Here is a 14,061-nt window from a genome sequence, read left to right on the forward strand (position 1 = left end):
CGGCCGTGGACTGGTTCACCGCACCCGGGTACTGGCTGAGCCGACTGGTCTTCCAGCGGGCTCTGGCCGGCCTGTACCTCGTGGCGTTCCTGGCGGCGGCCCTGCAGTTCCGGGCACTGATGGGCGAGCGGGGCATGCTGCCCGTCCCCCGCTTCCTGGAACGGGCGCGCTTCCGGCAGGCTCCGAGCCTGTTCCAACTGCACTACTCCGACCGCTTCTTCGCGGCCTGCGCCTGGACGGGCTGCGCGGTCTCGGCGGCCCTGCTCGCCGGGGCGGACTCACAACTCCCGCTCTGGGCAGGGATGTTGCTGTGGCTGGTCCCCTGGGCGCTGTATCTCTCGATCGTCAACGTCGGCCAGACCTGGTACGCCTTCGGCTGGGAGTCCCTGCTGCTGGAGGTCGGCTTCCTCGCGGTCTTCCTGGGCAACGACGAGGTGGCCCCGCCCGTCGTGGTCCTCTTCCTGCTGCGCTGGATCCTGTTCCGGGTGGAGTTCGGCGCGGGCCTGATCAAGATGCGCGGCGACGCGTGCTGGCGGAAGCTGACCTGTCTGGACTACCACCACGAGACGCAGCCCATGCCGGGCCCCCTGAGCTGGTTCTTCCACCATCTCCCGCGGCCGCTGCACCGGGCCGAGGTGGCCGCCAACCACGTCACCCAACTCGTCGTGCCGGTGCTGCTGTTCACTCCGCAGCCGGTCGCCACGGCCGCCGCGTCCCTGATGATCGTCACCCAGCTGTGGCTGGTGCTGTCGGGCAACTTCGCCTGGCTGAACTGGATCACCATCGTGCTCGCCGTCTCCGCGCTGGAGCTCCCGGCCGACGCGCCGTCGCCCGTGCCGGACACCCCGCTCTGGTACGAGGTCCTGGTGGTCGCCGTCGCCGCCCTGCTCCTCGCCCTCAGCTACCAGCCGGTCCGGAACATGATCTCCCGCCGCCAGGTCATGAACCGCTCCTTCGACCCCCTCCACCTGGTCAACACCTACGGCGCGTTCGGCAGTGTCAGCCGGCTGCGGTACGAGGTGGTCATCGAGGGCACGGACGAGTCCGTGCCGCGCGAGGACTCCGACTGGCGGGAGTACGAGTTCAAGGGCAAGCCCGGCGACCCGCACCGCTGGCCGCGCCAGTTCGCCCCCTACCACCTGCGCCTGGACTGGCTGATGTGGTTCGCCGCCCTCTCCCCCTCCTACGCCGGCGCCTGGTTCAGCGCCCTGGTGGAACGCCTCCTCGAGAACGACCGCGACACCCTGCGACTGCTGCGCCGCTCCCCCTTCCCACCCGACGCCCCGCCCCGCTACATCCGCGCGCGCCTCTTCCGCTACGAGTACACGAGCTGGCGCGAACTGCGGGAGACGGGGGCGTGCTGGGAGCGGACTTTCGTACGGGAGTATCTGCCGCCCACCCGGCTGGCGGGGGTGGCTCAGAGGTCGTGAGCCTGCGGAGCGCGCGGGCTACCGGCCGGTGTCCTGGTACGGGGAGGCGCAGTAGTCGACGTTGTCAATGATCACGCACGCCGTGAAGAGGATGATCGGATTGCTCTCGATGTTGGAGGTCACGTTGCAGGGGGTGGTCTTGCCGTTGAGGTCCGTCAGCCTCTGAGGGCCTCCGACCTTGCGGTAGTAGCGGACGGCGACCCCGTAGCCGTCGGCCGGATAGGCGTCGCAGATCTTGACGGCGCCGTTCGCACCGTAGGACACGGCATTCGCGCGGATGTGGGCGCCGTAGGCGACGACGGAGGTGCGGTTGGCGGCCTGCGCGGGTCCCGAAAGCGCCAGTGCGCCCAGCAGAGCCGCGCCCGCGGTCAGTGCACGCCCTGTCTTCCGATACCTTGTCATGATCTTTCCCCTCTCGGCGGCCCGTCGGGCCTGTTGCCCCCTGAGAGGGAGGCGAGCCCCGGAGTGTGACACCGACGCCCCCGGAGGTGACCCACGTCTCACTGTTCGACTGTGCGTGGTCCACAGATCAAAGGCCGTAAACCCGCGCGGCCGTACCTTCGAAGACCTCGGTGTGCTCGGCGGCGCTCAGCCCTGCCGTCAACTCCCCTGCCATGTCCAGTACTTCGCCGTACGTCGCCCGCTCCGTGCACACCGGCCAGTCCGAGCCGAACATCACGCGGGCGGGGCCGAAGGCCTCCAGGGCCGTCTCGGTGTACGGGCGGAGGTCGGCGGTGGTCGAGGTGGTGGGGTCGGCCTCGGTGAGCAGGCCCGAGAGTTTGGCGGTCGTGTTGGGGAGGGCGGCGAGGGTGCGGAGGTCGCCACTCCAGGGGGCCAGGCCGCGAGAGGCGATGGGTGGTTTGGCCAAGTGGTCCAGGACGAAGGTCAGTTCGGGTAGGGATGCCGCCGTCTTGGTGCAGGCCGGGAGTTGGTGCGGCAGGACGATCAGGTCGTAGACGAGGCCCGCTTCGGCCACCGCCGCAAGACCTCGCCGGACGTCCGGGCGTAGCAGCCAGTCGGGGTCCGGTTCGCCCTGGACCTGGTGCCGGATGCCCTTGAGGTACTGGCCGCCGGGGAGTTCGCGCAGGCGGGCGAGTTCGTCGGTGATGTCCGGGCGGGCGAGGTCGGTCCAGCCGACCACTCCCGCGATCAGGTCGTGGGAGGCGGCCAGGGCCAGGAACTCCGGGGTCTCCTCCGGGACGGTGATCGTCTGGACGAGGACCGTGCGGCCGACTCCGGCCGCGCGGGCCTCGGGTTCGAGGTCGGCGAGGGTGAAGTCGCGGCGGATCGGGCTGAGTTCGGGAATCCAGTCCTGGTCGCGGATCGACAGGTCCCAGACGTGGTGGTGGGCGTCGACCGTCACGGCAGCTCCCAGACGACGGGCAGGCCGGCCTCCGCGCCCTCGTCGGAGTAGTCGTGCACCACGTCCAGCAGTTCCGCCATCCGCGCCTGCCAGGCGACGTTGACCGGGAGCTTCTCCAGTTCGGCGAGGAGGCGGGCGTAGTCCTCGCAGTCCAGGAGGTGGAAGAGGTCGGTGCCGCTGCGCCAGATCGTCCAGGAGGTGGCGCCGGCCGCGCGGATCGCGTCCGTGAGCTCCTTGGGCACCTCACGGTGGGCGGCCTCGTACTCGGCGACGCGGTCCGCGCGGACCTTGGTGTGCAGGGCGACTCTCAAGACGGCTCCTCGGTGGGGACGGGGGCGCCGGGGGGCAGGAGGCCGGTGTCGCGCAGCTCCTGCCAGAACCCGGCGGGGACCGGGGCGGTGAACTGCTCGGCGCAGTCGCGGACTTCGTCCGCCGAGCGGGTGCCGACCAGGACGCTCGCGACCGCCGGATGCGCGGCGCAGAAGGCGAGGGCGGAGGCGCGCAGCGTGGTGCCGTGCCGGCCGGCGAGGGTCTTCAGGCGCAGGGCGCGGTCCAGCAACTCGGCTGACGCCTGGGTGTAGTTGTACGTCGCTCCCGGCCTCGGGTCGGCCAGCAGACCGGAGTTGAAGGCGCCGCCGACGACGACAGACGTGCCGCGTTCCTGTGCGGCGGGCAGCAGGTCGGTGAGGGCGCGCTGGTCGAGCAGGGTGTAGCGGCCGGCACACAGCACCATGTCGACGTCGGTGTCGCGGACGAAGCGGGCGAGCATCCCGGCCTGGTTCATGCCGGCTCCGACGGCGCCGACGACGCCTTCCGAGCGCAGCTTCTCCAGGGCCGGATATGCCTCGCGGAATGCCTGGTCGGCGTGGTCGTCGGGGTCGTGGAGGTAGACGGCGTCGACGCGGTCGAGGCCGAGCCGGGTCAGGCTCTCCTCCAGGGAGCGGCGTACGCCGTCGGCGCTGAAGTCCCAGACGCGGCGGTGCGTTGCGGGTACGGCGAAGCCGTTGGCGAGGTCGTCTCCGCCACCGTCCCAGGGCTCCAGGCGGCGGCCGACCTTGGTGGAGATCGTGTACTCGGTACGGGGGCGTGCGCGCAGGGCGGCGCCCAGGCGCCGTTCGGACAGGCCGATGCCGTAGTGCGGCGCGGTGTCGAAGTAGCGCATGCCCGCCGCCCAGGCGGCGTCGATCGCCTCGTGGGCCTGTTCGTCGCTCACCGCGGTGTAGAGGTTGCCGATGCCGGCGGCGCCGAAGCCCAGCGGGGCGACCTCGACACCGCTCCTGCCGAGGACGGTCACTGGCTCACCGGCCGCAGGCGCAGGCCCTGCATGCCGCCGTCCACGGCTAGGGAGGTGCCGGTGGTGGCGCCGGACAGCGGGCTCGCCAAGTAGGCGACGGCGCCGGCGACTTCGTCGGCCGAGACGAGACGGCCGGTGGGCTGGCGGGCCTCCAGGGCGGCGCGTTCGGCGGCGGGGTCGGGGGCCTTGGACAGCAGGCGGCCGATCCACGGGGTGTCCACCGTGCCGGGGTTGACGCAGTTCACGCGGATGCCCTCACGGACGTGGTCGGCGGCCATGGCGAGGGTCAGCGAGTACACGGCGCCCTTGGACGCGCTGTACAGCGCCCGCTGCGGCAGGCCGGCCGTGGCCGCGATGGAGCAGGTGTTGACGATCGCCGCGCGCCGCGAGGCGCGCAGATGCGGCAGCGCGGCGCGGGCGACGCGCACCATGCCGAGCACGTTGACGTCCATGACGCGGTGCCACTCGGCATCGTCGTTGTCCTCGACGGTGCCCTGGGCGCCGATGCCCGCGTTGTTGACCAGGATGTCGAGTCCGCCGAGCTCGGCGACCGCGGCCGCCACCGCCGCGCGTACGGAGGCGTCGTCGGTGACGTCGGCGCGAAAGCCGAGGAGCGGCTTCTCGACCGAGGAGGGGTCGAGGTCGAGGACGGCGACCTGGGCGCCGCGGGCGGCGAGGAGTTCGGCCGTGGCCCGCCCGATCCCGGAGGCCCCGCCCGTCACCAGAGCCTTCAGGCCCTCGAAGTCCGTCATGCCGCCCGTCCTTTCTTCGCGTCGCGGTCGGCGGCCCAGAAGGCGCCGTCGGGGAAGGAGTACCGCGCGATCGACTCGGGCCGCATGGCGGCCGAGAAGCCCGGCGCGGTGGGTGCCGTGTAGTGAGCCTCGCGGATCACCACCGGATCGAGGAAGTGGTCGTGCAGATGGTCCACGTACTCGATGACCCGGTTCTCGGTGGAGCCGGAGATGCCGACGTAGTCGAACATCGACAGGTGCTGGACGAGTTCGCACAGGCCGACGCCGCCCGCGTGCGGGCAGACCGGTACCCCGAACTTGGCCGCGAGCAGCAGGATGGCGAGGTTCTCGTTGACGCCGCCGACGCGGGCGGCGTCGATCTGGACGATGTCGAGGGCGCCGGCCTGGAGCATCTGCTTGAAGACGACGCGGTTCTGCACGTGCTCGCCGGTGGCGACCTTGACCGGGGCGACGGCCTCGCGGATCGCGGCGTGCCCGAGGACGTCGTCGGGGCTGGTGGGTTCCTCGATCCAGTACGGGTCGAACTCGGCGAGCGCCTTGGTCCAGCGGATCGCCTCCGCCACGTCCCAGCGCTGGTTGGCGTCGATGGCCATGCGGATGTCCGGGCCGATCACCGAGCGGGCGACGCGGCAGCGCCGTACGTCGTCCTCCAGGTCCGCGCCGACCTTCAGCTTGATCTGCTTGAAGCCGTCGGCGACGGCCTGGGCGGCGAGCCGGGTGAGTTTCTCGTCGCTGTAGCCGAGCCAGCCGGCGGAGGTGGTGTAGGCGGGATAGCCGCGCTCCAGCAGCCGGGCGGTCCGCTCGGCTGCGCCCTGCCGGCCGCGGCGCAGGATCTCCAGCGCCTCCGCCGGGGTGAGCGCGTCCGTCAGATACCTGAAGTCGATCTGCTCGACCAGCCATTCGGGGTCGGCCTCGGCGAGCAGCCGCCACAGGGGCTTCTCCGCGCGCTTGGCCGCCAGGTCCCACACGGCGTTGACGACCGCGCCGATCGCCATGTGCATCACGCCCTTCTCGGGCCCCAGCCAGCGCAGTTGGCTGTCGCCGATCAGGTCCCGGTAGAGCGTTCCCGGGTTGGCGCACACCTCCTCGACGGACCGTCCGACCACGTGGTGGCGCAGTGCGTGGATCGCGGCGACCTGGACCTCGTTGCCCCGCCCGATGGTGAAGGTGTAGCCGTGTCCCTCCGGCCCGTCCGCGCCCTCCTCGGATTCGGTGCGCAGCACCACGTACGCGGCCGAGTAGTCGGGGTCCGGATTCATCGCGTCGGAGCCGTCGAGCTCGCGCGAGGTCGGGAACCGGATGTCATGGGTGTCGACCGCGGTGATGCGGCACGAGGGGTCGGGCGTCGGGGACACGGATGGCCTTTCGGTCGGGGGCAGGGGGCGGTCAGTCCTGGGCGCGGCCGGTGGTCACCCGGGCGAGGATGAGCGCGAGCAGGATGATTCCGCCGTAGATGGCGTCGATCCAGAACGACGGCACCTGGGCCATGGTGAGCATGGTCTTGACCACTCCCAGCAGGAGTACGCCGGTCAGGGCGCCGAACATGGTGCCCTTGCCGCCGTCGAGACTGATCCCGCCGATCACCGCCGCGGCGAACACGGTGAAGATCATGTTCTGGCCCTGGTTGGCGCCGATCGCACCGACGTAACCCGTGTACATCAGTCCGCCGATCGAGGCGAGGACGCCGGCGACGACGTAGACGCCGAGCCGGACGCGGTCCACGCGGATGCCCGCGGCGCGGGCCGCCTCCAGGTTGCCGCCGATCGCGTACAACGAGCGGCCCACACGGTGGTACTTGAGCACCAGCCCGGCGACGGCGAAGGCGGCGGCGGCCACCCACACGGAGATCGGGATGCGCAGGAAGGTGGTGGTGGCCAGCGAGAAGAACGAGTCGGGCATGCCGAACAGCGTCTTGCCCTTCGTGGCACCGACGAGGAGCCCGCGCAGGATGATCAGCATGGCGAGCGTGACGATGAAGGCGTTGAGCTTCACCTTCACCACCAGGAACCCGTTGAAGGCACCGATGACCGCGCCCACCAGCGGAATGGCCAACAGGGCCAGCCCGGCGGGGAGTTCGGTGCCCCAGCCGGCCTGGGCCGCGGGCAGCACCAGCAGGGCCGCCACGGCCGGTGCGATGCCGACCACCGACTCCAGAGACAGATCGAACTTGCCGGTGATCAGCACCAGTGACTCGGCCAGCACCACCATGGCCAGCGATGCCGACGAGGCCAGGATGGAGATCAGCGTGGCCTCGGTGAAGAAGGAGTCGTTCAGCACGGCACCGAGCAGAAGAAGCAGCAACAGCGCCGGAACCAGGGCGAGTTCGCGGGCGCGCCGCACCAGCACGGCCCGCGCCGCCCGGGCGTCCGGCACGCTCACCGCCTTCACGGGCGGCGCCTTGGTGTCAGCCATGGTGGTCCACTCCTTCGATGGAGGCGATCAGCTCGTGGTCGCGCCAGCCCGCCGGGTGCTCGGCGGCGACGCGGCCGTGGAAGAGGACGAGGACGCGGTCGCAGCGCCGCAGGTCGTCGAGTTCGTCGGAGACGACGAGCACCGCGGTGCCGTCCTCGCGGGCGCTGTCCACGCGGGCCAGCAGCGACTCCTTGGACTTCACGTCCACGCCCGCGGTGGGGTTGATCAGGACGAGCAGCCGTGGGTCGGAGGCGAGCGCGCGGGCCATGACGACCTTCTGCGCGTTGCCGCCCGACAGGTCGGACACCGGCTGGCCGGGGCCCTCGGCATGGATGTCGAGGCGGTCGATCAGCTCGGTGGCGACGCTGCGCCTGCGGTCGGTGCCGACGAAGCCGAAGCGGCCCAGCCGGTCCAGGACGCTCATGGTGGCGTTGTCGCCGACGGTCATGCCGGCGATCAGGCCCTGGTCGTGCCGGTCGCGCGGGACGCAGCCGACACCGGCCTCCAGAGCGGCATGGACGTCGCCGAACGGCAGCTCCCTGCCGTCGAGTCGGGCTGTCCCGCCGGTCGGCGTGCGCAGCCCCGCGAAGGCCTCCGCCAGTTCGATCTTGCCGCTGGCGGAGGATCCGGCGAGCCCGACGACCTCACCGCGCCGGACGGTCAGGTCGATGTTCTCGTACGCCTCCGAGGTGAGCCCGCGGGCATCGAGCAGGACGGGCGCGCTGTCGTCGACGATCCTCTCCTGCACGCCCTGTTCGGCGAGGGTCTCGATGGACTCCCCCGCCATGGCCTCGATCAGGGCCGTCCTCGGCAGGTCGGCGACCGGGGCCGTGGTGATCCAGCGGGCGTCGCGCAGCACGGTGACCGTCTGGCAGACCTCGTACACCTCCTGGAGGTGGTGGGAGATGAACAGGAAGGTGACGCCCGAGTCCTGCAGCGCGCGCATGCGGTCGAAGAGCCGCTCGATCTCGCGGTTGTCGAGCTGGGCGGTGGGCTCGTCGAGGATGATGAAGCGGGCACCGAAGCTCAACGCCCGTGCGATCTCCACCATTTGGCGGTCCTCGACCTTGAGGTCGGCCGTGCGCGCCTCCGGGTCCACGTGCACGTCCCAGGTGTCGAGGAGCTGGGCCGCCTCGCTCCTCAGGCGGCGCCAGCTGATGAAGCCCCGGTGCAGCGGCTGGCGGTTGATGAAGAGGTTCTCCGCGACCGTCAACTCCGGTACGACCGTGGGGTGCTGGTAGACGCAGGCGACCTTGCGGCGCCAGGCGTCCCGGTCGGCGAGCGGGGGCGCGGGCTCGCCGTCGAAGCGGACCGTGCCCTCGTCGGGTGCCTCCAGGCCGGTGAGGACCCGGACCAGGGTCGACTTGCCGGCGCCGTTGCGGCCGACGAGTGCGTGGGACTCGCCGGCCAGCACGGTGAGCCGGCCGTCCGCGAGGGCGGTGGTGGGGCCGTAGCGCCTGACGACGTCCCGCGCCTCGACGAGGGGCACCACCGGACTCCCTTCGGCCAACTGGCTCTCGTGGGTGCTCATTTGACCGTGTTGCCCCAGAGCTTGGGGTCGTCGACGTTCTCCTTGGTGACCAGCGGGGCGGGCAGCTGGTCCTCGAGGATGCCGCTGGGCAGCTTGACGATCGTCGAGTCGTGGTCGGTGGGGCCGGGCTTGAAGCTCTTCCCCGCCATCGCGGCCTTGATGTAGTACATGCCGTACTTGGCGTATGCGTCGGCGGGCTGGGAGACGGTCGCGTCGATCTGGCCCTTGCGGATGGCGTCGAACTCCTGCGGGATGCCGTCGTTGGAGACGATGACGATGTGGCCCTTCTGGCCCGCCGTCCTGAGCAGGTTCTTCGCCTTCAGGGTCTGCAGGGTGGGCGCGAGGTAGACGCCGCCGGCCTGCATGTAGATGCCCTTGATGTCGGGGTTGGCGTTGAGCAGCGTGTCGAGCTTGGAGGCCGCGGCGTCGGACTCCCACTTGGCGGGGATCTCCAGGACCTTGAGCTTCGGGTACTTCTTCTTCACGCAGGAGCGGAACGCCTCGGAGCGGTCGCGCCCGTTGACCGAGGCGAGGTCGCCCATGATCTGCACGACCTTGCCGCTGGTGACGTGCGCTCCCAGGTAGTCGCACGCCTTGGTGCCGTAGGCGACGTTGTCGGCGCGCACGACCATGGCGACCTTGCCCTTGTCGGGCGCCACGTCGACGGCGACGACCGGCACGCCCTTGCGGTCGGCCTGGTCGAGGCCCGCCTCGATGGCGGCGCTGTCCAGCGGGGCCACCACCAGGCCCTTCACGCCTTGGTTCAGCTGGTTGTTGATGTCCGTGATCTGCTGCGAGGGGTCGCTGTTGGAGTTGACCGTCTTCAGTGCGTCGACGCCTTCGGACTTGGCCATCTTCGGCACGTAGTCGTTGTACGACTGCCAGAACGGCGAGGTCAGCAGGGGCAGGATCACGCCGACCTTGCCGCTGCCGCCGCCTCCCCCGGCGCTTGCGGAGCCGCCGGTGTCCTTGATGCTGCCGCAAGCGGCGAGCGCGAGTGAGGCGCAGGCGGCGATGGCCGCCACGCCGAGGATGTTGGACCTGTTCCGTTTCCGCACTGTCCTGCCGGGCATCTTGGCGGCTCCTCGTTGAGCGGGTTCGAGCAGATGACGGCATACTTATCAGACCACTTCCCCGAAACAACACCCCTGTACCCCAGATTTTGCGGCCACGGACCCATAGTGGTCCGACCACTCCGCTGGTTAGACTGCGGCGGACCCGGTGACTGGAGGCGCGGCGTGGACGAGACAGCTCCGCAGAAGGGCACCGTGACGCAGCGGGCCATGGAGCAGATCAAGGCGATGATCGGCGAGGGCCGCCTCGAGCCCGGCCAGCGGCTGCCCACCGAGCGCGACCTCGCGGCCCAACTGGGCATCTCCCGCAGCTCGATGCGCGAGGCGATCCGCGCGCTGACGGTGCTCGGCGTGCTGGAGGCCCGGCACGGCTCCGGCATCTACGTCACCCAGCTGGAGGCCGGCGACCTGCTGGAGACCTTCGGCGTGGTCGCCGACCTCTCCCGCGGCCCGCGCCTGGTGGAGCTGCTCGAGGTGCGGCGCATCCTGGAGTCGACGGCGACCGCGCTGGCGGCCGCCCGCATCACCCCCGACCAGCTCGCCGAGGTCGAGAAGCACCTCACGGCGATGAACGCCACCGACGACCCCGAGGAGATCCTCGCCCACGACCTCGCCTTCCACCGCGAGATCGCGGCCGCCGCGGGCAACGACACCATGGCGGCCATCCTGGAGGGCCTGTCCTCGCGCACCTTCCGCGCCCGGGTCTGGCGCGGCTACCAGGAGCAGGGCGCCTTCGAGCGCACCCGCCGCGAACACGCGGCCATCCACCGCGCCCTGGTCGCCCACGACCCGGAGGCGGCCCGCGCGGCGGCGGCCGCACATGTGGGCGAGGTCGAGCAGTGGCTGAGGACTCAACTGGGCCCGTGAGCCCGGGCGCTGCACGCGACGCGCAAGAGGAGGGCCGTCTCCTCCTTACGGCACCCCCATTCCGTCGTATTCCCGACCCCCCGGTTCTCTGCTTAGCTGCCCATCGACAGCCGCGGAGCATCGGGGGTTGCCCCGCTGTCACTCAGCTACGGGGGTACGGCTGTGAAAGCCTCTCAGAGAGCGTGACCCCGCCGACGACTCGTCGGGCCACCGGCGCGTAGTCCAACTCACGTACCGCCTTCACCCACGGGACCGCACCTCCCCGGCTCTGGTCCTACCGGTGTACCGCGCCTAGTCAGGCCCTGGCCAGCCGGAGCGTGACCAGCTCGAAGGGGCGCAGGGCGAGGCGGATCACCGAACCGTCCCGCTCCGGTGCCGCCGCGTCGGCGAGCGGGCGTTCCAGCAGGTCGGTCACGGCGGCACCGCCCAGCGGGAAACCGGCGGTGAGCGTGGCCCGGGTGCGGGCCCCGTGCGCCTCGTGCAGGCGCACGATCACATCGCCGCTGCCGTCGTCCGCCAGCTTGACCGCCGTGACGACGACCGCGTCCCGATCGACGCCCACCAGCGGCGCCACCTCCCCCGCACCCGTCGCCCGCCGCTCGGGCAGGTTGATCCGCCAGCCCTCGCGCACCGCGTCCGCGATGCCCGCGCCCGGCACCAGCGCATGCCGGAAACGGTGGATGCCCTGGTCCGTCTCGGGGTCCGGGAAACGCGGGGCACGCAGCAGGGACACCCGTACGGTCGTGGTCGTACCCCGGTCGCCGTCGGTGCGTACGCTGCGGGTCACGTCGTGGCCGTACGTCGAGTCGTTGACGAGGGACACGCCCCAGCCGGGCTCCTCGACGTGCACGAAGCGGTGGTTGCAGGCCTCGAACTTGGCCGCCTCCCATGAGGTGTTGGTGTGCGTGGGCCGGTAGAAGTGCCCGAACTGGGTCTCCGACGCGTACCGTTCGGCGTGCACGTCGAGCGGGAAGGCCAGCTTCAGGAACTTCTCCGTCTCGTGCCAGTCCACCTCGGTGTCCAGCACCAGCCGCCGCTCCCCCGGTGCCAGCGACAGCACCTGCGTGACGCGCGAGGCGCCGAAGGACCGCACGATCCGCACGGACGCGCCGTCCGCGCCGGGAGTCACCTCGTCGGCGTCCGTCAGGTCGGTGACCGTGTTGCGGTAGAACTCGTCCACGTCCCAGGCGTCCCACATGTTCGGGAAGTCCGGGTGGAGTTGGAGGACGCCTGCCGCCCGGCTCGGCGCGATCGTCTCCCGGTCGGCCGCGAGGTCGTAGGCCGAGACGACCAGGCCGCGGGCGTCGACGGCGATCCGCAGCAGCCCGTTGTCCAGGACGTGGCCGCCGCCCTCGCGCGGGGTCAGGACCGTCCGGCCGTCGACGACGGGCGCGGCGGCACCGCCCGACGGGACACCGGCGCGGGCGTGCGGGGCCGAGTTGAACACCAGCGGCGTCGAGCCCTCGCCGGCCAGGGCGCGCTGTGCCGCGTCGATGATCCCGGTCAGCTCCCCGGCGACGCGCGCGTAGGTCGCGCGGGCCTCGCGGTGCACCCAGGCGATGGACGAGCCGGGCAGGATGTCGTGGAACTGGTGCAGCAGGACCGTCTTCCAGATGCGGTCCAACTCCTCGTAGGGGTAGGCGAATCCGGTGCGTACGGCGGCGGTCGCCGCCCACAGCTCGGCCTCGCGCAGGAGGTGCTCGCTGCGCCGGTTGCCCTGCTTGGTGCCGGCCTGGCTGGTGAGGGTGGCGCGGTGGAGTTCGAGGTAGAGCTCGCCGACCCAGACGGGCGGCTCGGGGTATTCGGCCTGGGCCTTGGTGAAGAACTCCGCCGGGGTCTCCCAGACGACGGTCGCCGAGCCTTCCAGGTCGCGCAGCCGGGCCGCCTTGGCGACCATCTCACGGGTGGTGCCGCCACCACCGTCGCCCCAGCCGGTGGGCGCCAGGGAGTGGCGGGCGACGCCCTTGTCCTTGAAGTTCCGTGCCGCGTGGGCGATTTCACTGCCCTTCATGGAGCAGTTGTAGGTGTCGACGGGCGGGAAGTGGGTGAAGATCCGGGTGCCGTCGATGCCCTCCCACTGGAAGGTGTGGTGCGGGAACTTGTTCGTCTGCGACCACGAGATCTTCTGGGTGAGCAGCCGGGTGGAGCCGGCCGCGCGGATGATCTGCGGCAGGCCCGCGGCGAAACCGAAGGTGTCGGGCAGCCACGCTTCGTCGTTCTCGATGCCGAACTCGTCGAGGAAGAACCGCTTGCCGTGCACGAACTGCCGGGCCATCGCCTCCGAACCCGGCATGTTGGTGTCCGACTCCACCCACATGCCGCCCGCCGGCACGAACCGCCCGTCGGCCACGGCCTTCTTCACCCGCGCCCACACCTCGGGCCGGTGCTCCTTCACCCAGGCCCACTGCTGGGCCTGGGACATGGCGAAGACGAAGTTCGGCTCGTCCTCCAGAAGCGCGGTCATGTTCGCCGTCGTACGCGCGACCTTGCGGACCGTCTCGCGCAGCGGCCACAGCCACGCCGAGTCGATGTGCGCGTGGCCGACGGCGCTGATGCGATGGGCGGAGGGAACGGCGGGCGCGGCCAGCACGTCCGCGAGACGTGAACGGGCCTCGCCCGCGGTGCCGTTGACATCCTGGAGGTCGACCGCGTCCAGCGCCCGGTCCGCCGCGCGCAGGATGTCCCAGCGGCGGGCGGACTCGACGGGCAGTTCGGCCATCAGCTCACCCAGCACCTCCAGGTCGAGGACCAGCTGCCACACCGCCTCGTCGAAGACGGCGAGGTCCATGCGGACGAGGGTGTACTGCGGTGCGCTGCCAGCGGTCTCCTTGTCGCCCAACTGCGTGGGCAGGAAGGGGTAATAGTCGAGGATGACGGGGTTGGAGGCGGCCTCGACGTGCAGGCGGACCTCCTCCCCGCCGGCGACGGGCGCGCCGATACGCACCCACTGGTTGCGCGGGTTGAGGCCCTTCACCGGGGTGCCGTCGGGCCGGTAGACCAGGCCCTCGCACTGGAAGCCGGGCATGTTCTCGTCGAAGCCGAGGTCGAGAATCGCCTCGACCGTCTTCCCGGCCCAGGTCTCGGGGACCGTACCGGTGACACGGAACCAGCTGGTCCCCCATGGAGCACCCCACCGGGCGCCCACCTCGATCGGCTCGGGCTCGGCCGCGAGTCCCTCGGCGACCGGCACCGGCTCGCCGGGCGCGTGCCACACCGCGACCTGAAGCGGCACGGACTCGGGGTACACGGCGGGACGGATGCGCTCGTCGAGGACGCGCTTGAGACGGGCTTCGACCAGGCTGCGGTCGTCATGCATGCGGGGTGCTCCAAGGGTGGGGG

12 protein-coding genes are annotated in these 14,061 nt (G+C 71.1%); 2 read left to right on the plus strand and 10 right to left on the minus strand.

The window, feature by feature from the left end:
* The first annotated feature begins 5 nt into the window (after window positions 1–5).
* A complete protein-coding gene (locus tag ACIBN2_RS19100; RefSeq protein ID WP_399135635.1) occupies window positions 6–1,430 on the plus strand; it encodes a lipase maturation factor family protein in 1,425 nt (474 codons plus the stop codon).
* A gap of 18 nt (window positions 1,431–1,448) precedes the next feature.
* Here ACIBN2_RS19100 and ACIBN2_RS19105 read toward each other — a convergent pair whose 3' ends face one another.
* The 9 genes from ACIBN2_RS19105 to ACIBN2_RS19145 all read right to left on the minus strand — a co-directional run bounded on the left by ACIBN2_RS19105 (window position 1,449) and on the right by ACIBN2_RS19145 (window position 9,855).
* Window positions 1,449–1,832 carry a hypothetical protein gene (locus ACIBN2_RS19105; protein ID WP_399135636.1) on the minus strand — a complete coding sequence of 128 codons (384 nt, stop codon included), beginning with the start codon at window positions 1,830–1,832 and terminating at the stop codon, window positions 1,449–1,451.
* Window positions 1,833–1,959: 127 nt separating this feature from the next.
* Window positions 1,960–2,793 (minus strand): amidohydrolase family protein, encoded by an 834-nt coding sequence (locus ACIBN2_RS19110; RefSeq protein WP_399135637.1) that lies wholly within the window; start codon window positions 2,791–2,793, stop codon window positions 1,960–1,962.
* Window positions 2,790–3,104, minus strand: coding sequence for an L-rhamnose mutarotase (locus tag ACIBN2_RS19115; protein ID WP_399135638.1), 315 nt, complete (start codon window positions 3,102–3,104; stop codon window positions 2,790–2,792). Before ACIBN2_RS19115 ends, ACIBN2_RS19110 begins: the two co-directional genes overlap by 4 nt.
* Window positions 3,101–4,087, minus strand: coding sequence for an aldo/keto reductase (locus ACIBN2_RS19120; protein WP_399135639.1), 987 nt, complete (start codon window positions 4,085–4,087; stop codon window positions 3,101–3,103). The genes ACIBN2_RS19115 and ACIBN2_RS19120 overlap by 4 nt, the downstream gene beginning before the upstream one ends.
* Entirely contained in the window at window positions 4,084–4,839 is a 756-nt protein-coding gene (locus tag ACIBN2_RS19125) for an SDR family NAD(P)-dependent oxidoreductase (protein ID WP_399135640.1), read from the minus strand. Before ACIBN2_RS19125 ends, ACIBN2_RS19120 begins: the two co-directional genes overlap by 4 nt.
* Entirely contained in the window at window positions 4,836–6,194 is a 1,359-nt protein-coding gene (locus tag ACIBN2_RS19130; protein WP_399135641.1) for an L-fuconate dehydratase, read from the minus strand. Before ACIBN2_RS19130 ends, ACIBN2_RS19125 begins: the two co-directional genes overlap by 4 nt.
* Window positions 6,195–6,225: 31 nt before the next feature.
* A complete protein-coding gene (locus tag ACIBN2_RS19135; RefSeq protein WP_399135642.1) occupies window positions 6,226–7,251 on the minus strand; it encodes an ABC transporter permease in 1,026 nt (341 codons plus the stop codon).
* A complete protein-coding gene (locus tag ACIBN2_RS19140; protein WP_399135643.1) occupies window positions 7,244–8,782 on the minus strand; it encodes a sugar ABC transporter ATP-binding protein in 1,539 nt (512 codons plus the stop codon). The genes ACIBN2_RS19135 and ACIBN2_RS19140 overlap by 8 nt, the downstream gene beginning before the upstream one ends.
* Window positions 8,779–9,855 carry a sugar ABC transporter substrate-binding protein gene (locus ACIBN2_RS19145; protein ID WP_399135644.1) on the minus strand — a complete coding sequence of 359 codons (1,077 nt, stop codon included), beginning with the start codon at window positions 9,853–9,855 and terminating at the stop codon, window positions 8,779–8,781. The genes ACIBN2_RS19140 and ACIBN2_RS19145 overlap by 4 nt, the downstream gene beginning before the upstream one ends.
* Before the next feature lie 165 nt (window positions 9,856–10,020).
* On the opposite strand from ACIBN2_RS19145, the gene ACIBN2_RS19150 reads away from it, so the two are divergent.
* Entirely contained in the window at window positions 10,021–10,722 is a 702-nt protein-coding gene (locus tag ACIBN2_RS19150) for a FadR/GntR family transcriptional regulator (protein ID WP_399135645.1), read from the plus strand.
* A 295-nt stretch (window positions 10,723–11,017) separates the two neighbouring features.
* Here ACIBN2_RS19150 and ACIBN2_RS19155 read toward each other — a convergent pair whose 3' ends face one another.
* On the minus strand, window positions 11,018–14,038 hold the full coding sequence (locus tag ACIBN2_RS19155) for an alpha-mannosidase (protein ID WP_399135646.1): 3,021 nt from the start codon (window positions 14,036–14,038) through the stop codon (window positions 11,018–11,020).
* Window positions 14,039–14,061: the final 23 nt, after the last annotated feature.

Origin of the sequence: Streptomyces sp. NPDC050534 (assembly GCF_044457745.1) — a bacterium.
Taxonomy (GTDB): Bacteria; Actinomycetota; Actinomycetes; order Streptomycetales; family Streptomycetaceae; genus Streptomyces.